The organism is Pseudoalteromonas sp. S3260 (assembly GCF_005886925.1).
In the GTDB taxonomy this organism is placed as follows: domain Bacteria; phylum Pseudomonadota; class Gammaproteobacteria; order Enterobacterales; family Alteromonadaceae; genus Pseudoalteromonas; species Pseudoalteromonas tetraodonis.
The window spans coordinates 1-22,062 of sequence record NZ_PNCV01000115.1 but is presented as its reverse complement, the minus strand read 5'-3'; the positions used below and the strand labels follow the sequence as shown (position 1 = coordinate 22,062).

Below are 22,062 nucleotides of genomic sequence, written 5' to 3'. Positions count from 1 at the left end.
CATGGCTAGACGATGATTACCGCTCAACCCTGCTAGAGTCTGGGATTAAAATGCGCTAGCCGTGAACTCTAGAGCCTTTGTAAGGTGGGTTTCCTGCTAGAAAAACTTCGCTATTTGTGTTGTCACAAATACTTTTCCAATCAAGTCTTGCTGCATTACCACAGATAATGCTTCCACTTACCTTCAAAGGTAATGCTGGTTCACACTCACCGAACTCAGCCTTAAACTCAACATTCATTTGGTGTTCGGCTAACCATAATGACAATATTGCTACTTCATGAGCAAAGTCATCTAGCTCGATACCGTAAAATTGAGAAAGTTTGATACGTGAAAAAGAAGAATCTAAACCAACATCACCAAATAGATCATCTTGTTTTTCGTTTTGATCTAATTCTTGTAAACGCTTGATGATTTCCATTTCGAGCTTACGTAACTCTTTAAAGGCAATAATCAGAAAGTTGCCAGAGCCACAAGCTGGGTCAAATATTTTAATTTCGGCAATACGATCATGTAATTTTCGTAAGCGACTAGGTTTTAACTTCGCATCAATGTTGTCTTCAATATTTTCAAACTCAGCATAAAGCTCATCTAAAAATAGCGGCTCAATAACCTTCATGATGTTAGTAACAGAGGTATAGTGCATACCCATACCACCACGCTGATCTGGGTGAACAACCGCTTGGATCATCGAACCAAAAATATCAGGGTTAATATCAGACCAATCTAGTTCACTACCACATTCAATGAGCATTTTACGTGATTTAGTCGAAAATCTGGGGGACTCAATAGTATTTGCAAATAAGCCACCATTTACATACTCATATTGTGTAAGATAATCAGGTAACTCACCGCGATTTTCTTTATTTGTATTTAAAACTTCAAAGAGACGATTTAGGTAGTCATCAACATCAGAGCCATCAGTTTTAGTTTTTGACTCTAAGTTTTCACTAAACTGATTACGTGTGAAAATACCAGTATCTTCGGCAAAGAAACAAAATAGTAAACGGGTTAAAAATACGTTTAAGTTATGAAGTGCGTTGGTGTCGTCTTTGTTATCTTCACTGAAGTTATCGGCTTTGATTAAATCGAACAACTTAGCCATTTTTTCTGCCGCTTTAACATCAGCCGGGTTTTCACCTTGGTATACCGCTTTTTCCATTCCCGCCCAAGGTAAGAAGAAATCAAAATGTTTGCCCAGTTCGGTAAATTCAATATCTAAGGTATCGTGGGTACGAGTATCTAAGGCAACAAACTGATTAAAGTCAGTAGCAATAACAAAGCGAATTTTGTCACGAGCAACTGTTGGCTCTTTTTTCATGTTATCAATATCTGACAACACACAATTACTCTGACTTTGCTTAAAGTAAATATGGCGTTTAGCTCTTACTTCGCCATCAACTTTAGCTAAGTTACGCTCACCTGATTTAATACGGCCAATGGTCGTTTTACGATGACCGTAAGCTGCCATTAGTTGGTATATAAACTCATCCTTGTTAACTTGGTTAGCAACAATATCTGATGCTAACTTTTTAACGACTTCTTCTATTTGGGTAATATTCATTTAATAATCCATCAATATTTTATTTTTACAGTGGTAGCAAACATCAATCGCCCACACTGCATATTATTTATATAACCAATTAAGCCCAGCTTTGTTGAAATGACGAGCGTAAATTATTTATTAATTTGGGTGCAGTGCTATGGCATGTGACTCCAAAGAAAGTAGCTGCCCTTGTTGCTCCTACGTAAAGGTACTTATCGAATAGCTCTGGTATATTTTTAGCTAAAGTATCTGCACCTACAAAGAAAACAGCTTCAAATTCCAGACCTTTAATGTGCTGTACATCAAACACACGAACGTCGTTGCCTTCACCTAATGATTGGCCATCACTACAAGCTACAGCTCGAATATTTAAGTCTTCTAATTCTTCAGATAAAGCATCGGCCAATGGTTTCACCTCATCCTCATGATTTACCAGAATCGCGATACTAGGGAGTACATCTACTTCTTGCTCGACTTCAGAAATTCTGTCTTTTAACCAAGTAACTATTTGCGCGTTATCACCAGCATTTTCTAATAACACTGGCATTACGCCTTTGTGGTTTGAGTTTTTAGGAAGCTCTCCACTGTACTGAATGTCGCCTTCCATTTTTGTTAGTAGTTCTTTGGCAAAGTTATTAAGCAACTCACTTTGACGATAAACGATATTTATTGATTCAGTTGTTAGTTTTGAAGATATCCAACTAAGTTGCTCTGCGCTTTTAGTGCCTTCTGTTGTAATCCTTTGATTGAAGTCACCACAAGCAAAAAAAGAACCGATTGAAGGTGTAGTCAAAGCTTCCATACTTGCCAACTGAATAGGTGAGAAGTCTGTTGCCTCATCTACTAGTATTTGATTTTTAAACGTTTCATTGATTAAATTAAGTTGGACATAACCACCTTGATCTAATTTTTGTTGGATGAACCTTTCTTTAAGGAGCTCTCTTGCCATTTTTAAATTTGCTAAAATGAGAAGATCCAATTCTGACTGTTCAATATGACTTGGCTTTGCTGGTGAACTTTCAAACCATTTTTTAAACTGCTCTTCAGATTTACGAAATGCACGATAACTTTTAGCTATGTTTTTTACATATTTAACTTCTGGATTTTTAAATTTTCTTAGTTCACGCATTTGAATGGCTAGGCTACCTAAACCTTTCAGCTTTTCAATTTCGGGTAGTCTTTCATCTAGCCATTTTACAATTGCTGTTGATAAACTGTTTTTTGGTAGACTACGTTTCAAGTATTTAGCACGACCAAGTGCATTTATTGCCTTTTTATATTCACTAAATGCTTGTTGCTGCGGGGTAGCAATTTGATCTTCATCTTCGTCATCATCGTCTTCTTCTTCATCAATGACTTCCGGTAACTTACTTTTTTTCCATTCGTTTATAACTTTAATTAGTTCAGCAATAAAATTTTTATTACTGTTAACTTGGTAAGTTAAAGTGCCTCTTAATTGTTTTTCTGAATCCGTTTTTATTTCTTTGATTAGGTTTTGTATTTTATCTTGGTATTGCTCAAGGCTTCGGTAAAAGCTTATTAAATTACTTTGCTGTAGGCTTTGCTTCAATGAAATTAGTGCTTTACTAATCTCTTTTAACGAAGGACCGTCAAGTATAATTAATTGGTCAATACTTGCTTTAAGCTCATTGACCATTGATAATTTATGAAAATCAATAAATGAATCATAAACGGCAGGTAAGTTTGAGTTTGCATATGAATTTAAGTGTCGCGTCGATTTTTTAATAAAGCCACTGCGACTACTTGATTGTAATATTGATAAAACATTCCTACCTAAATAACCACTGTAGTTTTCCCATGTTTTAATTTGCTCAGAAGATGCAGGGACTTGTTCTTTAGCAAAAGCTTCTTTTAAATAGTGCTTTAACAAATCTGTAGGGGTAAACATTAGCCAATTGGTTTTATGACCTGACTCACCACTATGAGAGTTTTTAATTTTTTGCTGCTCTGCTGGTTCTAGATATTCAATATTTAGCTTTTGCCCAAGGCGTTTAATTAACGTTGTAGTTTTACCTGTTCCGGGAGGCCCTAAAATAATTAACTGGCTATCAAGTGGCAAACGAAATATTTCAGATTGAAACTTATCGAGAATAGGTTGATCTCTTAGACTCATAGCCGATCTAACTTGATGCTTTACTCCCGTTTCAAAATCATTTGAAGCTTCACCACTGAGGAGTTCATCCAAAAATGACTCATCTGAAAGGTCTACTTCTTCTTGTTGAAATAGCTTCCTTAAAGATGGATCAATAGTAATAGTTTCTTCATCTTCAGGCGTGTAAACCGAAAATGATGAATCCCAGCCATGTTCGCCTTTTCTGGGCTTTAAAGTTAGTGTTTCTAGAACTTCAAGTACTCGTGATTGTCCACCAATATTGGCAGTATACTCATCACCTACTTGTAAAGACGCTAAGTGACCTAAAGGAGAGCCATAACTAGCTAGACTAGCATCACCTTCAAGAGGAATTGAGCTTTTTCGCGCAATATATAGGGTTTTAGTCTGCTCACCATCATCAAAAGTAACCCGTGCAATTGCAGGTTCGTCTTGAAGGCTTATATAGCCTTGCTGTATCGATTGAGCTATCTCACTCATATTATCAACAGCATGTGTATCATTAAAAGAGTTGATGCTTGCAAGTTGACCATGGCCATTCATCTTATTAGATTGCTCTGCTAGTTTTTTTTTGGCTGTTTGAGCAACTATTTCTAGTACACGAACCGCTTCAGAAGCAATAATTTTGATTTTTTCAGGCGTTTCCATTTAGTCTTTATCCTTTTGATATCCCGGCGCAAGTGCGAGATTTTCTGCACCATATAATGTTTGTATATTCTGTAAATAAAGTTGATATTCAGGGCCTGAAAGTGAGCCACTTTCAGAACAATCCACATTCCAACGTCTTAATAAATATCCTGCCATTGCGGCACGTACATTGACTTCTAATATGCCTTTTTCCATCCCAAAATCGAGCTTAATAGCGGTTGGGTGCTTAACGTTATTTGGATGCGGAATAATTTGTAATGGCACCATACGCATCCATTGATGATCTTCTAACTTATCTTCTTTAGAAGATGGTGTCTGTGCGAGAATTGTAACTTTGGTAATGCGCGTTAACACAAAGTCTCTAAATGACTTTGATTTGCGGTCATACGCTCTTAAATGCCATCGTAAGCCGTTATCTACAATTGAATGAGGCACAAGTTCTCTTGCACCCGAACCACTGCTTAAAGACGTGTAGATAACGCTAATAGGCTTATGGTTGATAATCGCTTGAGAGAGCTTAGCGATAATATCAATATCAGGTACGTTCAACGGGCTTGGTGATTCAATAGGGAATGAAGTATCGCCAATAGAATCAAAGCCATCGCTAATGTTGTTCGCTAACTTAATAAGCGTGCGGCGTGCATCATGTTTAAATATGGGTTTGAATTGCGTTGTGATGAAGTATTTTTTTTCTACATTGTCATACGCCATATTCTCAGGCGCATTGTCTTTGTAGAACTTTAAATCTCTGGTTGCAGCGGCAAGGCCTAATTCGAAATGACACACGATTTCACTGCGAGTTACCATCCCAGTAAAATAGAGCTTAAAGTCGATATAAGCTAAACGCTGCTTCTGTGCAAAACTAAATTCATCCATGCATTAAAATCATATTATTGAAGTAATATACCATCAGTGTGTATCTTTTTGATTCATACTTCAAGTGGTTTAGAGTAATGCTCTTTGGTTTTAATCTTCAGTGAATAACTCATCAATCGGAATTTCAAGGATTTGTGCAAAGCGCTTCACTTCTATATCGGTAACTCTTCTAACATTAGATTCTACTTTGGCTAATGTGCTTCGGGTTATTCCCCACTGCTGTACCTGACATTTAGCGACTAGAACCTCTTGTGTCCATGACTTACTCTCTCTAATTCGCTTTATATTCTTTCCGATAATATTCATAACATCATTTGCTCCGCATTCGGAGCTTGATTGTTACAAAAAACGCACTAGAACCGCTCCGATATCGGAGCGGTTAAATTAAATCAGAGGTTTTCTTGAAAATAGACGTTCTTATGGCAAAAATTATTAAAGCGCCAAATTTTGACACATACGCTGTGCCCCGCTTTTGCTAGATGCCCTGCCATTGGGTAACCCATTACGCCTAAACCTATAAATGCAATTTTTACTGACATAAAAATGACCTATTTAACTGATAACTTAGAAACATAAGCTCGATTATGTCAATCGGCCGCTAAAAAAGCGAATGAAAGTCTTTTAAAATTTCCCTCATACGGAAATTAGGTAGGTAATCTATGGATAGTATTTATCAATTTAACGCACCACTTTGTAATAACGATGATTTTTCTTTGAGTCAGCTAAAAGGAAAAACGCTTCTTATTGTTAATACCGCCAGTAAATGTCATTTTTCTGCGCAATTATGCGCGCTAGAAAAGCTATATCAACAATACAAAAACGATGGGTTTACTATTTTAGCCTTTCCGTGTAATCAATTTGATAAAAATGAGCCATTAGAGGGAATGGCCATTAAAGACTATTATCAAAAACATTTTTTAATTAATTTTGAGGTGTTTAATAAGGTCATGGTAAATGGCCCAGATACGCATCCACTGTTTAGTTATTTAAAGTCTCATACACGAGGTATTGCACAAAACCGAGCAATAAAATGGAACTTCACTAAGTTTTTAGTTAATGCACAAGGGCAGCTGGTTGCTCGCTATGCACCGCGAACTAAACCGGAGTCATTACATAATGTAATAACAAGCTGCTTAGAATCAGTGCCCGTTATAAAACCGACGACCGCTCGTTTAGGAGTCCGTTCGGCTGTATTAAAATAGTCCTGTCGTAATTAAAACAACAAGAGTGAAGCATCTATAGTAAGAATAGTTTATGGTAATAAAATAATTGATTACTTGGAGCTAGTTAATGGATATTGCTTTTTTTAGTGCTCAGAAATATGAGCGACCTTTTTTTGAGCAAAGTTTAAATGGCTTTTCTAACATCACTATTACTTATTTTGAGCAAAGTTTATCGGCGCAGACGGCAATATTAGCTAAAAACTTTGACGCTGTGTGCGTATTTGTCAACGATACAGTAGATAAAGCAGTGATTGAGCAACTTGCCATATTGGGTGTTAGCGCTATTTTATTACGCTGTGCGGGGTTTAATAACGTTGACTTGCCTGTTGCCAAACAGCATAACCTCAGCGTATTACGCGTACCCGCCTACAGCCCTGAGGCAGTCGCGGAGCATTGTGTTGCCCTTATGCTTACCCTCAGCCGTAAAACACACAAAGCTTATAACCGAGTACGCGAAGACAATTTTGACTTGAACGGCTTACTTGGCTTTAACTTGCATAATAAAACGGTGGGTATTATTGGCTGCGGTAAAATTGGCCAAGCATTGTGTAATATTTTAACCGGTTTTGGCGCTAACGTTTTAGTGTGCGACCCTTTTGCAAAACCAGGCAATTATACTATTACCGATTTAAACACCCTGCTTACACAAAGCGATATCATTTCTTTGCATTGTCCGCTAAACGAGCACACGCATCATTTAATCGATGACGCCGCATTTAATAAAATGAAAACCGGGGTCATGCTTATTAATACTTCTCGCGGTGCGCTGGTAAACAGCCAAGCCTGTATTAAAGCACTTAAATCACAAAAACTGGGGTATTTAGGGCTTGATGTGTACGAACAAGAATCAGAGCTGTTTTTTAAAAACCACAGTGACGAAATAAATCAAGACGATATATTCTCTCGTTTAGTGAGTTTTAGAAATGTGTTAATAACAGGACATCAAGGCTTTTTTACTCAAGAAGCTCTAACCGAAATCGCTAATATAACATTACAAAATGCAAACGAGCTTGCTCAAGGGCAAACGCTAACCAATCAAGTATTGTAATATCAAGTCATTTAAAATGTAAAAAGCGAACTTTCGGGTGACTCCCAATAGTTCGCTTTTTAAAACGGCATTTTTAAATTCGCGTTTAAAAGTTTTTAACCAAACGCTACATTTGCAAATACTAAGGTCATAAGTACAGGACACACAAAGCGAATATATTGTGCAAACCAAAAGTGCGGCCCACTACTTGCCTTGTTCAGTTTATTACCACGTTGCCATAGCCAGCCTACCGTTATAAAGTAAAACAGCCCCATTAACGGCAATTGGTATTGAGTAAATACCATAATAACTAAACCAAATAGCCAATCAAAATTAACAATAATAGTACTGGCACAAACAAATACAATGGCGCTAACGGCCCATGTTGCTTTGGTTCTATCTACACTGTGGTTTTCAACCAAAAATGCCACAGGGATCTCAGTTGACGAAATAGTTGAGGTAACTGAAGCTATCGACATCAATACAAAAAATAATAAGCCAACCAATAAACCAATTTCACCCATAGTGCCAAATAACTCAGGTAATATGGCAAAAATAAGTTGCCCCTCACCAATTAATTCACCGTTATTAAATACTTCAACGCCATTGTACTGGGCAACATAAATAGCCGGAATTATTAATAAGCCCGCCAAAAACGCCACGCTGGTATCAAGTAGCGCAACACTTGCGGTTAATTTTGGTAAGTTAGCTCCGGGTTTTAAATATGAGCCGTAAATCATCATACAGCCTACCCCAAGCGACAGCGAAAAGAACGCTTGCCCCATTGCGGCAATAATTAAATCAGGGTCGAGTATTTTGCTAAAATCAGGCACTAAATAAGCAGCAAACCCTTTGCTTGCGCCATCTAACGTTGCAATATAAATAATAAGCCCAATAAGGAGAACAAGTAAAAGCGGCATTAAACGGCGTGACCAGGTTTCTATTCCCGACTTTACCCCTTTTAAAATAATACTGGCGGTTAAAATAAGCATAAGCGGCGTAAAAATAAAATTACGTAACATAGAGTCGCTATGTAAAAACTCACTCAAGCTATGCAAGCCAAAAAAGCTACTTATAGGCTCTATAGCGTAAGAAAGCATCCAACCGGCCACAATAGAGTAAAAACTTAACATAACGATGGCACCGGCAAGGCCAATATAGCCTGCTGCGGCTCCCACTTTAGGGGCGTGATCTTGCCATGCTTGGCTTAGCGCTTTAACAGGGTTAGCTTGGGCTTTGTAACCTAAATACAGCTCAGTGTATAAAGCAGGTAACGCCAGCAAAAAAATAACGATAAAGTAAACCAGTAAAAATGCGCCGCCACCATGATTAGCAGCCTGCGTAGGAAAACCCCATATATTACCTAAACCTACGGCTGCACCGGCTGCTGCCAATACAAAACCTAGTCGACTTTGAAAACCATCACGCACTTGTGCCATACACCTACAAATCTGTTATTATTTTAACGAATGCGAATTAAACCATATTTAAGAGCGGCTGAGTAATAAAAATGTACTTAGCGCTCACAACAACTAACAACCGCTCACAAACTATCCAGCTTTGGGTAATAAATATGTAATCGGTCGTCATTTATAACGAGCAATGATGAGTGTAACTTACTTTGAAAACCAGCTAAAAGCCACGCTCGCTTTAGCAAATAACAGCCATTGCATTGCGTTGCTTAACGCAAACACCCTCAATGTGGGTGAATTTGATTTACCCCACTATTTAAGCCCTTTTGAGCTCAATGTTATTAATCGGCGTAAAAATCCACAGGCTAAACAAGAATATTTAGCCACACGTTTAGTGCTTAAATACCTAGTAAAAACCGCTTGTTCTTCTTATGCATCATTAAAGCTGTGTGATATTAGTTCTGAATTTAACCCCGATAACAGTAAATTAGAATTACATATTAAAAATACAACAGGCGTGATCAGTTGCTGTATTTCTCATTCTCATGGTTTTGTAGGTGCAGCGTTAAATGTAGCATCAACTCAATTTGGCTTTGATATTGAAAAAATTAGTTTAAAGCGCCCTTTTAATAAACTCGCTAAACACTTTTACCACCCAGCCGAAGTGAGTTTAATAACCAATACAGATAACATAACAACTCAAGCACATCATTTTTTTAGGATTTGGACATTAAAAGAAGCGCTGGCTAAAGCCACCAGCCGCCCCATTGCTCAATTATTAAGCCCTAATGTGTTTAACGAACTTAATAACACTCAGCTTACAGCTTGTAGCAATACCGTAGTTGGAGCACATAACGACATGTTTGATATTAGCGTTGTGGCAAAAAAAAGCACCGACTGGCGGTGCTCAATAATAACTATTAACGATTTACGCAGCGCAATCACTTTCTAGTAATCGACTATGAATAGCTTGAACCACAGCATCAGATTCACTTTGCTCAACTAAAAAGCACAGGTTGTGTTTACTCGCACCATGGCAAATAAGTCGAATATTAAAGTCACTTAATACTTTCATTAAATTCATTTCATGTTGGCGCAAAACAATTTCAGAGCCAATTAACGCTACCAGCGTTAAATTGTTTTCAACCGATACATGGCAAAACTCAGCGAGTTTATCTAAGCACTCTTGATCTAGCTCTGGGCGTGATGCATTAGGCGCATTATCAAGGGTAATTGCTACACTAATTTCAGAGGTGGTAACCAAGTCTACCGAAATATTACATTCACTTAAAATAGTAAAGATACGTGCTAAAAAGCCACTGGCTAATAACATTTCTGGGCTTTTAAGGGTTAATAATATTTGATTTTTACGTTGTGTTACCGCACGAATACCAGGTAGTTGCGATTTTTCACGTTCAATCCACGTACCGCCAAGTTCTGGCTCTGTGCTTGAGCCAACAAACACATTAATATGGCTGCGACTAGCAGGTAAAATAGTCGCCGGATGCAATACTTTAGCGCCAAAGGTCGCCATTTCTGCTGCTTCATCAAAACTTAAACGCGCAATAGGAGTGGCTTTTACACACAAACGAGGATCGGTGCTAAAAATACCCACTACGTCAGTCCAAATATGCACACTTTTAGCGTTAATAGCCTCAGCAAGCAGTGCAGCGCTATAATCTGAGCCGCCTCTACCGAGCGTGGTCGTTAAATTGTTTGCATCGCTACCAATAAACCCTTGGGTCACAATAACGCTATCATCAAGCAGCGGAATTAAATGTGTTTTAGCGGCTTGCGCTGTGGCGGCCACATTTGGTGTTGCTTTACCAAATTGGCTATCGGTTTTAAGCACCTGGCGCACATCAAAACGAGTGGCATTTAAACCCTTTAATCTTAGTACTTGGGTAAATAAGTACGACGATAAACGCTCGCCAAAGCTAAGTAGCTCATCGAACTGCTGCTCAGTATTGAGTGTTTGTGCCGCCAACGTTTGAAATGCATCTAGCGTTTGATTAAACCCAATGGCTAAATCCTCATCTAACGACAGATCATTTAAAATAGCCTGCTGAATCGCAAGGACACCATCAATATGCTGTTGGCGCTTAGCGGCTTCAATACCCGCTTTGCTAAGCTCCACTAAATGATTAGTCACTCCGGCACTTGCGCTTACTGCAACAATACGTACATTTTTATCGTTTACGATAATTTCGCTACAACGGCTCATGGCCTCAAAGTTAGCAACGCTGGTGCCACCAAATTTGGCAACAATGTAATCTGATTTTGTGCACTGTGAACTTTGTGGCACTGATTGGGTAGTCATTTCGTCTCCTTTCGCGGCATCCAAACCGCAATAAAACAAGAAGAACTTGGCAGGAAATAAAGATAAGAAAAATCTACTGCCAGAAGCTCTCCACCTAAATTGGTGACAGTTTTGAGGATTCAGCCCCATAAACCGAAAAACAATGGTAACGACCCATTATTTTCCTCGGCGAGTACTTCCCTCCTTAATGGTCGCAGGCTGTCGTTGCCTCACATTAAGTACCTAAGTATCGCACCTCTTCTGAATGTATTATTAACCTGTGGCTAATAAAACAAAACCGCACTAAGAGTGCGGCTTTGAAAGTTATCGTTTAGACGTCTAGCTGTCAAGTCGTTTTATTATAAAATCAAATAAAACTACCCATAAAGTAAGAACCAGCATAACCAAAGGTGTAACACACTAACAAATACAACGACAAACGAAGGTAACTTGCAAACGTAAGTTCTTTAACCTTACTCATAGCAATAATACCAGCCGCCGAACCAATGATCAGCATTGAACCACCCACACCGGTTGCATACGTAAACGACAACCAATGCTGTTGACTCATTACAATGTCGGCTTTTAGTAACGCAGCCGTTAGTGGCACGTTATCAACACCGGCCGATAAAATACCCATTAAGTAGTTAGCGTACTCTGGCGCCATCACTGTATACAGGTTTGTAAATTGGCTTAGCACGCCCACTTCTTTTAATGCGCCAACAAGTAATAACACACCTACGAAAAACAGTAAGGTGTCGTACTCTATGTCACGTATAAAGTCGATCATATCTTTATTGATATCTTTTTTGCGCATTAAAAATTGCGCGACTAAAAACATAATAGATAAACCCAATAAAAAAGTAAGCAGAGGCGGTACACTGTATAAAACACTCAATGTAAGCGTAGCAATAACCGTAGTGAAGAAAATAACCGCAATGGTTATGTCGGTTTTTTCAATACGTTTGAATTTAGTCTTTTTAAACTCTAACTGCTTATTCATGCCAATTGATAACAAAGTAGCGAGTAATAATACACTTAGTAACGCAGGCACAATTAACAGTAATAAATTGCTAATTGTTACTTTACCATCAAGGAAAATCATAAGTGTGGTTACATCACCCGTGATAAGTGATACACCACCGGAGTTTACAGCAAATACAATAAGCGTGGCGTACTTAACTAACTTTTTGGCTTCAAGTTTTAATGACATAATCACTGCCAGTGATATTAGCGTGGCCGTAACGTTGTCGGAAATAGATGAAAATAAAAACGCAAAACACCCTACCAAAAACATTAGCTTTCGTTCACTAATGCTGGATGGCATTATCCGGTTCACAACATTTTCGATAAGTCCTTTGGAGTTTAAATAGGCAACAAAGGTCATTGCGGCCATTAAAAACAGCCATAAGGAAGCAATTTCTAAAATATTGTGGTCAAGGAGGGTTTGAATCGTTTCAGGGCTTTGCCCATTAAGAGGAAAAATAAAGGAGATAATCCAACAAAGTGTACCAAAAAATAATGTCGTTTTGGCTTTGTTTACGTGAATCACATCCTCAATAACGATAAGCAAGAATGCAATCGCTATCAGCGTCAGGATAATCGAGGAAACCATGATATTAAACAACCTTCGGGTTTAAGTAAAAATTGAAACCATGTAAAAAATAGAGGTACACACTCTATGTGCCTATATTCGGCGCGGATACTATCACTAAGCGAGTGTAAAAACTATTATTAAATCGTCGCAAAAACGAATACCATATAAGTTCAAGAAATATAAAATAACGAATACTAGGATGTTGTAACGCCTTATGATCCCAGCTAAAAAGCTACTTAATACCCTCACTGAGCATTGGGGTGTATTAGAGCTATTATTTAAACGCTTTAAAATGGCCGACTTTAGTATTAAAGATTTACAAAATGCCATAAAACAAAAGCAACCGACATGGAATAATGAGCGTATTTATAAAGAAACCAATCGGTTATTAAATCAAGAAATCATTATTCCCTTGGCTAAATCGTCACAACTAGAAATTAACCGTGCCATTGCGGACTTTGCTACCTTTTTACTTCAAGAAGAACATTTAGGCTTAGCACAAGAAATAAGCGTATTGGTTGATGATTTAGCTCGCTTAGGTAATCGGCTGTCTAATGCCGGTGAAATGGAAGATTTTGATGATTTACGCCGCTTTAGCCGCATTATGGATGATCGGGTTCGTAAAATAATTAAGCTGTTTTTACACAACGAAAACGCCATTTTAAATATTGTTGAGCAAGCCAAATCAAATAACGCGGTGCAATCGCTGCAAAAGCGCTACAAAGCCGTCATAGAAGCGTTTGATGAATATATAGAACCCATGCTGGAAATGGTCGATATTAGAGGCGACTTTCATGCCTGTTTTACTCTAATTGAGCAACAAATTAGCACCCAAATAGAACATATTGAACGCTCAGGTAAAGCGTACAGTGATAAACGTATGCTTGAGCAATTACGTACCCGTATTCTCGAAATGCATCTAGTTGGTCGGACAAGCTTACGTAAAAGTGCCGATATGCTAATGCCACTGCGTGAAGAGTTGCGCCGTAACAACCTTATTACCCGCCAAGCGGCAAAAGTTTTAGGGCTAATTCGTAAAAACGGGGTGGATAATATGCTCAGCGCCGTGCAACCCCATTTTGTAAGCGATGCGCAAAAGTATTCACTGGGTCAACAGCGTCATATTGTTGCCTATATGGCAAGCCTAGCTGAATTTGAGCATCATGAATATCAGCTACCAGAGCAAAACGATGTGCCTGCGTTTGTCACACCAAACATTCCTGACTACCACGATGTAAAAGCGCAATTTACCAAACGCTTTAAAAAGCAGCGTAAAAAACCACAGCCTTTGCTGCAATTTTTAGACGAAAGCTACCCTGAGCTTGAAGCCGACGAGATGCTGTTTTTGTATCAAAAGTTGGTAAGCGATAACACCCTAGAAATTAGCCAAAGCGATAAAAAAGCTCGCGTTAACATTGCAGGCCAGCACTTTAATTTATATCCCTTTAATTCAGAGCCTCAGGCTGATAAAGCCGAGCACGAGTAATCACCATGACCCATATAAACTTAGATGAGCTTTCTCACTTACAAGCCATTAATAAAAAATTAGTCGCCGGTTACCACATTTGCGAACAAGACACCGTAATGTGGCAAGAGCTTGACCAACAAATAGACGCTTATACTGCCTTATTTACAGCACTAGGCCACGAGTTAAAACACGATAGCCGTGGTTTTTATTATTTTGCCAGCGATGAAAGCACCCCAAACATGGGTAAGATTTCACGCGCTGTAGCGCTCACTATTTACATTTTAATAGAGCATTTTGCCAATACAGGTAAAGACCCAATGCGTGCATTATTTGACGAGCCAAACGATTTAGAGCTAATGCAAACCTTGGTACAGCTTAATAAACATTTGTTCGATCAGCTTGAGATATTCTCGGGTTCTGACTTACGAAAAGATGTGTATTTACGCATGGTACGTTTAGGCCTTGCCCGCGAAGTAGAAGGTGGCTTTATGTTGCAAGCCCCTATTCACCGCTATATTGATGCCTTAATGGAAGTAAACGAAGAGACCTTTATTAGTGAGGACGAGCAATGAAAAATTTATACGGACTGAGTAAACTCGCCCTACTAAATACCGCAGGCTATGCAAAATGTGTGATCCCACTGGATAAAAGTAGCTCGATTTGTGCCCCTAACAACACAGGTAAAAGCTCAGTAATTAATGCACTGCAATTTCCGCTAATTAACGATTTACGCCTAACCGAGTGGGATGGCCACGATTTAGATGAAACCCGTAAGTTTTATTTTTCATCAGATCAATCGTACATTTTATTGCAAGCCGATTTGCCCCATGGCTCAGTCGTCATTGGCGTAGCCGGCTTAGGTAAAATTGCCGGTTATGCACACCAATACTTTTGCTATCAAGGTAAGCTTGATTTAGCCCAGTACACCCAAGGCAATACCATTATTAAGTTTACCAAGCTGTTTAACCACTTAAAGCAGCAAGGTTACAACCCAATAGAGCTTAAAGCACAAGAATTAAACGCCCTACTGACAGGCGGAGCAACGCAATTTGACGGTGAGATCAATTTAAAAATGATCCCCCTCAACAACGTTCAAGACTCTGCAATATACAAAGAAATATTTCGTCGTATTCTTAATTTACATAAATTAGGCGCAAACGACGTTAAGCGCTTTATGCTCCGTGTGTTTGAACGCCACATGTCAAATTCTAAGGTCGACTTTTACGAGGTTTGGCGCCGTTCGTTTGATAAAGTAAACCGCGCAAAGCGTGAATTAAAAGCGCTAGAATCAATGCAAGAGCCCATAGCCGCTCTTGAATCTATGCTTGAAAACCAAACCGTGCTTAAAGGTAAACTGGCCGCTTATGCGCCAAAAATTGACCAAGCACTGATTGATTTTGATACGTACCAGGAAGAGCAACTAAGCGAGCTCAACATCGCCCTTGAAGACATTGAGCACGAAAAGCACGAGTTTGAACAAAAGCAAGGGCTATACGTACAACAATCGCGCGATATAGAGCGCAAGCAAACTCAAATTGAACAATGGTTTTTAGATTTCAACGCCCTTAAAAGTGAATTTGAGCTGGTTAATAAAGCCACTCTCAAAACCAACCTAACGCAGTTAAAAAGTGACTACGAGTCGTTGTCACATTCTATTACGAGTGCTCAAGGGCAAAGCCTGCACACCCTTGATTACCGTATTGGTGAAACACAAAAACAAATTAAAAGCTTAAAGTTACAACTTAAAAACTTAGAATTTAATTTATTCACCCGGATGCGTGAAGACTTATCACTGAAAGAAGTAGAAGAAATATCGCGGCTATTAAACCCCGATCTTCTCTCCTTTGCCACCACCAGCAATGGCGATATAACCATTGATGACGAAGATGCCTTTGGTGAATTTTTATCACAGCTGAGCGAAAATGTTAAAGGCGGTATACTCACCCTACCTGGTGCCAGTATTAAACTTAAAAAGCTCTCACCAGTACAAATGCAAAGCGGCGAAAATAAAGAGCAACTGAGCGCTCAGTTAACCGCGCTTGAGCAATCATTAAAAGAGTTTAAACAACAGCGCGAAGTGGCCGCCAATGTTGCTGATAAACAAAAAGAAAAAGACGCGCTATACGAGGAGCTTATGAGTGCAGAAAGCGCACTTAAACGCTTAGAGCAATTTGAAGTGATGCAACAATCGGTTGACGCCCAAGCAATGCTAAAAGAACAGCTTTTAGCCGAGCGCGAACAAGTTGACGATTACCTACAAGATATTCAAAAAAACAGTGGTTCAATTGCTGATAGACGCTCGTTAATCAAATCAAAACAAGCGCAAATTAATCGTCAAACAGAGCGCTTACGCCAAGTTAAAACTGAGCGTATTGACCACACTTTAGATTTATACAGTGGTAAAGTAACGCCTTACATGATTGATATAAAAATCGATTTTGATAATTTAAGCGATTTAATTCACCACTTTAATAAAGACTGCCAAGAGCTTCGTAATTTCGATATAAATGTACGTAATACCTATATGCATATTTACAATGCAGGTATTACCAAGTTCGATAACGAAAACGATGAGTTTAGTAAATATCAAAAGCTTATTAGCGCGTTTCATAACATTGATAACGAGCGCGATGCCGTTGAGCGCCAAGGTCGCGTTGCCCTCACTGAAGTGGCCGCTACAATTAAAGGCCTGCGCGAAGATTTAGACCGCTTACGCCGTGAAATGAATAGCTTTAATAAAGGCATTAGCCAGCACCGCATCTCAAACCTGCAAGCGTTTAAAATTAATATTATCCCGCGCAAAATGTTGGTAGATAGTATTGATACTATTATCAGTACCTCTAACCAATTTGAACAAGGCGATACCCTAGATTTACTCAGCCAAGAACCTTACAGCGAGAGCGCGGTAAACGAGGCAAAAGATCATTTAATTAAACTCGCCTCAGACAAAGCAGGCCTTACATTAACTGATTTATTTGATATTCGTTTTGAAGTGGTTAACCGTGCAGGTGAAACCGAGCACTTTGAAAAGATAGACTCGGCTGGCTCAAATGGTACACGTATCACCATTAAGCTATTATGTGGCATGTTGTTTATTCGTTATTTATTAAGCGATCAGGAACAAAACTTATACCGTATACCTATTTATATAGATGAAGCGGCTGATATCGACCCTCAAAATCAAAAGGCAATTATAGAAACTGCCCTGAGCTTTGGCTTTGTGCCAATATTTGCCTCGGTTAAACCGCAAATAAGTTGTGATTATATTGTGCCCATTCGTTCAGTAAAAAACGGCGCACAAAACTGGGTAGATGAAAAAGATTGGATTGAGGTTGAACATAAAGCTCCTCAGCTAGACTAAGAATTAATTGGCTATTCATCTTAGCCAGTTACACTTATTTTATAGATTTTAAATTACCCTCGCCCATGGTAGTTTAAACAAACGCACTTTATTGGAGCAAACGGAATGAAACACATATTTATTGTCGCAGCACTGGCATTACTAACCGCCTGTACACAAACGCCCGATTGGGATTACGATAAATCAGCAAACTTTAGTAACTACAAAACGTTTGCTTGGGTAGAAAACGCGAGTCTAACCAAAGACACGAATAACTACCAAATCAGTGGGCTGATGGAAAAACGCGTTCGCAATGCGGTAAACAACCAACTAAGCCAGCAATTAGGTATGCAATTGGTTGACGTAGCGCAAGCTGATGTACTTGTTAATTACCATGCAAGTGTAGATAAAGAGCTTGAAGTTGACAGCTTTAACGTAGGCTACGGTGCACGTTGGGGTTACTGGGGCACAGGCTTTAACCACGATGTAAGCGCACGCGAATATGAAGTAGGCACATTAGTTATCGATATTATTGATCGTGAGTCAAACCAATTAATTTGGCGTGGTGCTAAAGATGGTCGTTTAAAGAAAAAACAAACCCCATCACAACGTGAAGCCGCTATTAAGGAAACGGTTGCCAATATTTTAAGTAACTTTCCGCCTAAAGCGCAGCAATAAACTTTAATTAATATTTAAAAGCCCGCATGTTCGCGGGCTTTTTTATGGCTTAAAGGCTGTTTACCTATAAAGTAATAAGTTACACATTAACAAGGTGATAGCTCAATGCTATAGTAATCATGTTACAAGGATAAAGCTTTATCAATAAGACGTTTAGTAAACGTTGTGTTTAAAGTTGTGGGATAAATTAAAGGATTAAAATGAAAGAAACGTGCCCAAATTGTAGAAGTAATTTTGCAGCTAAAGATATAAAAAATATTAACAAAAATAGTATTTTTATTGAAAAACAATGCCCTTCTTGTCAAACATGGTTTTGTTTGAATAAAACACTCATGATTATAAAAATTATTGGCATTTTTTTATTATTAATAACCAGCCTATTAAATATCTTCAATATTAAGAGTGAATACAGTCTGGTTTTTTCAAGCATTGGCTTGGTAGGCATACTGGTAGCAATCATTATTACTTTTTTTGGCCAAAATGAAGCAATCAAAAAATAAGAAACCAAAAGTAAAATATGTAGATATCAGTAATACGAGAATGCTATTGAATCAAATCGCATTCTCTTTAGTCTTTTGGGCTTTGGGGTTATTACTTCTAATAATCGCAGGAAAATCTATATACGACGGTTATGTTCATACACCAACAGATTATCGAGTGGAGTCTGAGGTTTATTTTTTCTCGACCTCTCCATTTGCTTATCTTTTTAACCTTCTTTTTTACTTAGGAACTGGGATCTACTTTTTAGCTGTGCCCTACCTTTCTAGAGATATGTTCCCGCGAAAAAAGAAAAAGCCTAATAAATCTAAAAAAAAAGCATAAACGAGGTAACAGCTAATTTTAGCTTTATTAGTTACCAGTCTTTTTTATTCAAATACGCCCCAATGAAGTTGTTATTTATACTTGTGCAATAAATCAATTGGGATATGGCAATAATCATCAGGCTGATTGGTTAAACGGTCTTGATGCTCGGGATCGCTAGGGACATAATTAGTCAATGGCGCTACTTGTACCGCTATTTTTTCAGCATCATCACGTTGGCTAATATAATCTCTGGCGATGTTTAAATGATTACTGTCTTGGCTAAAAATGGCGGTGCGGTATTTTTCGCCTACATCGTTACCTTGTTTATTGATACTGTATGGGTCAATAATCTCAAAAAAATAGCCGATTAATTCATTTAAGGTCACTTCTTGAATATCAAAGGTTACTTTCACGCATTCGGCATAGCCATCGTATTCACCTTGTGTTGTGTTACTAGTGCCATTGGCACGCCCCGCCTCAGTAGTCACTACTCCAGGTAAATACTTCATAAATTCTTGCACGCCCCATAAGCAACCACCAGCAAAATAAAGTGTGTGCTGATTTAATGAATGACTCGATTGTTGTGTTTGCATAATAAAGTGACCAATGTAAATAATTTATGGGATGCAGAGTTACTATTTTGTAACGCTAGGTTTGATTATCAAATGCAGTTTTTTATCATTAATGTACAATAGCGCCCAAAATCACCCTAGCTTAGTGAGCTTACCTTATCATGTGATAAAAAATGATAGGTATTTAATTGTTAGCGCCATTGCATAAAATGAGAATAATGATATGAATCGTGCCCCGCACCTTATTATACCGGCTGTACTAGCCAGTATTTCAACTGTTGCTTATGCAGATCAGAGTAAAGAAACAGCAACCATAGAACAAATAACAATTGAAGCGCCACCCACCGCCAATACATTACCTGTTGGTACATTTGATTCGCCTATTTCAAATTTAGAGTACGACCCGCGTGTTGACTTGCAATCACGCAATATGGCTGAAGCACAAGCTGATGTAACGATACGCGGTAGTATTTTTGAAAATACCGGCTTTAGAGTCGGCAGTGCAACTCTACTAGACCCGCAGTCTGGTCACTACTTTGCAGAAATTCCTATTGCACCACAAATGCTAACGGGTGCCAGCGTATTAACCGGAGCCGATAATGCACTTTATGGCATGAATAGCTCGGTAGGTACTGTGTCGTTTGCTTGGAAACCAATAACAACTGGTGGCAGTGTCTCTTTGGGCGCTGGCTCAAATGACTTTAACCTACAAACAATTCATGCAGGTGTGAGTACTCCAATTGAAGCAAACGCTAATTGGCGTATTGGTTTTGAAGGTGAATATTCGCACTCACAAAGTGATGGTTCAATTGATTTTGGCGATCATGACTTTACCCGTACTTCTGGCAGAGTGCAGTTAACTGGGAGCGATTCACAAACTGATTTATTTTACGGCTTACAAGAAAAGTTTTTTGGTTGGCCAAACCTTTATACCCCCTTTGGTGTAAATGAAACCGAAGACTTAGAAACCCAATTATGGATGCTCAACCATAAGCAAGCCTATGCTACCAACAGTGAATTTGAAGTATCGGCTTATTACCGCAAGCATAACGACCATTATGTTTATTCAAGAGAGAACCCAAGCGCGTTCCAAGCATTTCATGAAACACAAGTAAAATCACTGGCTATTTCAGGTCGTCATGCGCAAACAAAGTCAGTTGCGGTTAATTACTCGGCGCAATATATAGAAGACAGTATTGACTCCACCACCCTTGAAAATAACTTTACTTCACGTAACTACTTTAAGCTTAGTGTATTACCTGAATACACAACAGCACTAGCAAGCAACCAGCAACTAACCGTGCGCTTAGGTGCTGCGTTTGATAACACCAGTCGTGATGATTCTGAGCTATCGTTAATTGGTGATGTTAGTTTCAATACCCAAGATAACGATGGCACTGAGCGTACATTATATTTATCGTATGCCGAGGCAAGCCAAGTAGCAGGCTACACCGCCATTGGTGGCAGTGAGTCAGGAGGTTTGTTTAGAAGTAACGCTAACCTTGAGCGTGAAACCACCAAAAGCTTAGAGCTGGGCTTATTGCTTGAGCAACAAAGCTGGCAGCTTAATTCCGCACTTTTTTATCGTAAAGATAACAACCTAACCGATTGGACATTTAACTTTGAGTCAAGCTCAGCGCGATTTGCACAGCCGGTTGATATTGACACCACAGGCCTTGAGTTTTTAGCCACAAAGCAATTTGATAACGCAGAAATTATTGCCAGCTATGCGTACTTACATAAAACAGAAACCTACGGCGCTGAAAATATTGATGCTAGCTTTTATGCCTTAAATTTTCCTGATCATCGTGTAACGCTCGGTGCAATTTGGAACCCGACGGATATGTTAGAGTTTCGAGTAGATAATGAGTGGCGTAAACAGCATAAAAATGCCCTTCGCCGTTCAGGTGACGAGGCACTATTTACTCAGCTGACGTTAAAAATAACTCCACCAGCTGTGCCTAACTTCTTTATTAGTCTTGCGGCTGATAACTTATGGGATGAGTCGTTTGAAGAAATTCCAGGTACGCCAGGTCGCGGCGAGCAATATACACTAAGTGCCACGTATAGCTGGTAACTTTATCGCTCAGCGAGGGCTTACTCCACGCTGAGCTTATCTTTTAAGTTAAAATAAGAAACAGACCAGTAGAAAGCTGAATTAGAAATTTCATTTCGCAGCCCTCCCTAAGTACTCTAAAAGCGCAGAATCCCCTCCTCTGTGTACATGCATAATTGAAATAGTATGAGCAAAGAGAAGTGAATGAGAAGTAAATGAGGTAACACTAGCGACAATGCTTAGTGGATACTTAATTGCACTCTCACAGTACTACTTTTAGAAACACAAAGTAAGTATCTACCTGAACTCTGGTTAAGAGATTTACTAACATATTGAATCAAAATGATATTTATTTTTTATTTTCTCAAGCTAGAGATTTTTAGTGAAA

Annotated in this window: 18 protein-coding genes, 1 pseudogene and 1 riboswitch; of the genes and pseudogenes, 10 read left to right on the top strand and 9 right to left on the bottom strand. The window is 38.8% G+C overall.

What is annotated here, in order from left to right; genetic code table 11:
- Window positions 1-55: 55 nt before the first annotated feature.
- The 5 genes and pseudogenes from CWC14_RS15745 to CWC14_RS15725 all read right to left on the bottom strand — a co-directional run.
- Window positions 56-1,561, bottom strand: a complete 1,506-nt coding sequence (locus tag CWC14_RS15745; RefSeq protein ID WP_138563816.1) for a DNA methyltransferase — start codon at window positions 1,559-1,561, stop codon at window positions 56-58.
- A 79-nt stretch (window positions 1,562-1,640) separates the two neighbouring features.
- Entirely contained in the window at window positions 1,641-4,322 is a 2,682-nt protein-coding gene (locus tag CWC14_RS15740) for an ATP-binding domain-containing protein (RefSeq protein ID WP_138563814.1), read from the bottom strand.
- Complete coding sequence (locus CWC14_RS15735; RefSeq protein ID WP_138563812.1) at window positions 4,323-5,198, bottom strand: WYL domain-containing protein; 876 nt, start codon at window positions 5,196-5,198, stop codon at window positions 4,323-4,325.
- 90 nt (window positions 5,199-5,288) lie between these two features.
- Window positions 5,289-5,504: a helix-turn-helix domain-containing protein gene (locus CWC14_RS15730; RefSeq protein ID WP_138563810.1), complete on the bottom strand. Its 216-nt coding sequence runs from the start codon at window positions 5,502-5,504 to the stop codon at window positions 5,289-5,291.
- Window positions 5,505-5,647: 143 nt separating this feature from the next.
- Window positions 5,648-5,737 (bottom strand): annotated as a pseudogene (locus CWC14_RS15725) (NAD(P)-binding domain-containing protein); the annotation flags it as partial.
- A gap of 120 nt (window positions 5,738-5,857) precedes the next feature.
- Between CWC14_RS15725 and CWC14_RS15720 the strand changes: the two are divergent.
- Window positions 5,858-6,400, top strand: a complete 543-nt coding sequence (locus CWC14_RS15720) for a glutathione peroxidase (protein WP_138563808.1) — start codon at window positions 5,858-5,860, stop codon at window positions 6,398-6,400.
- 88 nt (window positions 6,401-6,488) lie between these two features.
- Window positions 6,489-7,469: a 2-hydroxyacid dehydrogenase gene (locus CWC14_RS15715; protein WP_138563806.1), complete on the top strand. Its 981-nt coding sequence runs from the start codon at window positions 6,489-6,491 to the stop codon at window positions 7,467-7,469.
- A gap of 95 nt (window positions 7,470-7,564) precedes the next feature.
- On the opposite strand, the gene CWC14_RS15710 is transcribed toward CWC14_RS15715, so the two are convergent.
- Window positions 7,565-8,887 (bottom strand): sodium-dependent transporter, encoded by a 1,323-nt coding sequence (locus CWC14_RS15710; RefSeq protein ID WP_138563804.1) that lies wholly within the window; start codon window positions 8,885-8,887, stop codon window positions 7,565-7,567.
- A gap of 166 nt (window positions 8,888-9,053) precedes the next feature.
- On the opposite strand from CWC14_RS15710, the gene CWC14_RS15705 reads away from it, so the two are divergent.
- Entirely contained in the window at window positions 9,054-9,812 is a 759-nt protein-coding gene (locus CWC14_RS15705) for a 4'-phosphopantetheinyl transferase family protein (RefSeq protein WP_138563818.1), read from the top strand.
- Here CWC14_RS15705 and lysC read toward each other — a convergent pair.
- Together lysC and nhaD are read right to left on the bottom strand one after the other, a co-directional pair.
- Window positions 9,789-11,180 (bottom strand): lysine-sensitive aspartokinase 3, encoded by a 1,392-nt coding sequence (gene lysC, locus CWC14_RS15700; protein ID WP_171036861.1) that lies wholly within the window; start codon window positions 11,178-11,180, stop codon window positions 9,789-9,791. The genes CWC14_RS15705 and lysC overlap by 24 nt on opposite strands.
- 75 nt (window positions 11,181-11,255) lie before the next feature.
- A riboswitch (Lysine riboswitch) is annotated at window positions 11,256-11,428 on the bottom strand.
- Window positions 11,429-11,526: 98 nt separating this feature from the next.
- Window positions 11,527-12,774 (bottom strand): sodium:proton antiporter NhaD, encoded by a 1,248-nt coding sequence (gene nhaD / locus CWC14_RS15695; protein ID WP_138563800.1) that lies wholly within the window; start codon window positions 12,772-12,774, stop codon window positions 11,527-11,529.
- 196 nt (window positions 12,775-12,970) lie between these two features.
- Between nhaD and CWC14_RS15690 the strand changes: the two genes are divergently transcribed.
- From CWC14_RS15690 to CWC14_RS15665, 6 genes are all read left to right on the top strand, one after another.
- Window positions 12,971-14,242 carry an MksB family condensin complex protein gene (locus CWC14_RS15690; protein WP_131691174.1) on the top strand — a complete coding sequence of 424 codons (1,272 nt, stop codon included), beginning with the start codon at window positions 12,971-12,973 and terminating at the stop codon, window positions 14,240-14,242.
- Between the two features lie 5 nt (window positions 14,243-14,247).
- Window positions 14,248-14,796: a condensin complex protein MksE gene (locus CWC14_RS15685; protein WP_010388659.1), complete on the top strand. Its 549-nt coding sequence runs from the start codon at window positions 14,248-14,250 to the stop codon at window positions 14,794-14,796.
- Window positions 14,793-17,585, top strand: coding sequence for an Mks condensin complex protein MksF (locus tag CWC14_RS15680; protein WP_138563798.1), 2,793 nt, complete (start codon window positions 14,793-14,795; stop codon window positions 17,583-17,585). The genes CWC14_RS15685 and CWC14_RS15680 overlap by 4 nt, the downstream gene beginning before the upstream one ends.
- Before the next feature lie 105 nt (window positions 17,586-17,690).
- Window positions 17,691-18,242 carry a DUF4136 domain-containing protein gene (locus CWC14_RS15675; protein WP_008109277.1) on the top strand — a complete coding sequence of 184 codons (552 nt, stop codon included), beginning with the start codon at window positions 17,691-17,693 and terminating at the stop codon, window positions 18,240-18,242.
- A 200-nt stretch (window positions 18,243-18,442) separates the two neighbouring features.
- Window positions 18,443-18,742 (top strand): hypothetical protein, encoded by a 300-nt coding sequence (locus CWC14_RS15670; RefSeq protein WP_138563796.1) that lies wholly within the window; start codon window positions 18,443-18,445, stop codon window positions 18,740-18,742.
- Window positions 18,723-19,064 (top strand): hypothetical protein, encoded by a 342-nt coding sequence (locus CWC14_RS15665; protein ID WP_138563794.1) that lies wholly within the window; start codon window positions 18,723-18,725, stop codon window positions 19,062-19,064. The genes CWC14_RS15670 and CWC14_RS15665 overlap by 20 nt, the downstream gene beginning before the upstream one ends.
- A 71-nt stretch (window positions 19,065-19,135) precedes the next feature.
- Here the strand turns inward: CWC14_RS15665 and CWC14_RS15660 are convergent, their stop codons facing one another.
- Window positions 19,136-19,639 carry a peptide-methionine (S)-S-oxide reductase gene (locus CWC14_RS15660; protein WP_138563792.1) on the bottom strand — a complete coding sequence of 168 codons (504 nt, stop codon included), beginning with the start codon at window positions 19,637-19,639 and terminating at the stop codon, window positions 19,136-19,138.
- A 202-nt stretch (window positions 19,640-19,841) separates the two neighbouring features.
- Here CWC14_RS15660 and CWC14_RS15655 point away from each other — a divergent pair, with 202 nt between their 5' ends.
- Window positions 19,842-21,695 carry a TonB-dependent receptor plug domain-containing protein gene (locus tag CWC14_RS15655; RefSeq protein ID WP_138563790.1) on the top strand — a complete coding sequence of 618 codons (1,854 nt, stop codon included), beginning with the start codon at window positions 19,842-19,844 and terminating at the stop codon, window positions 21,693-21,695.
- The last annotated feature ends 367 nt before the right edge of the window (window positions 21,696-22,062 follow it).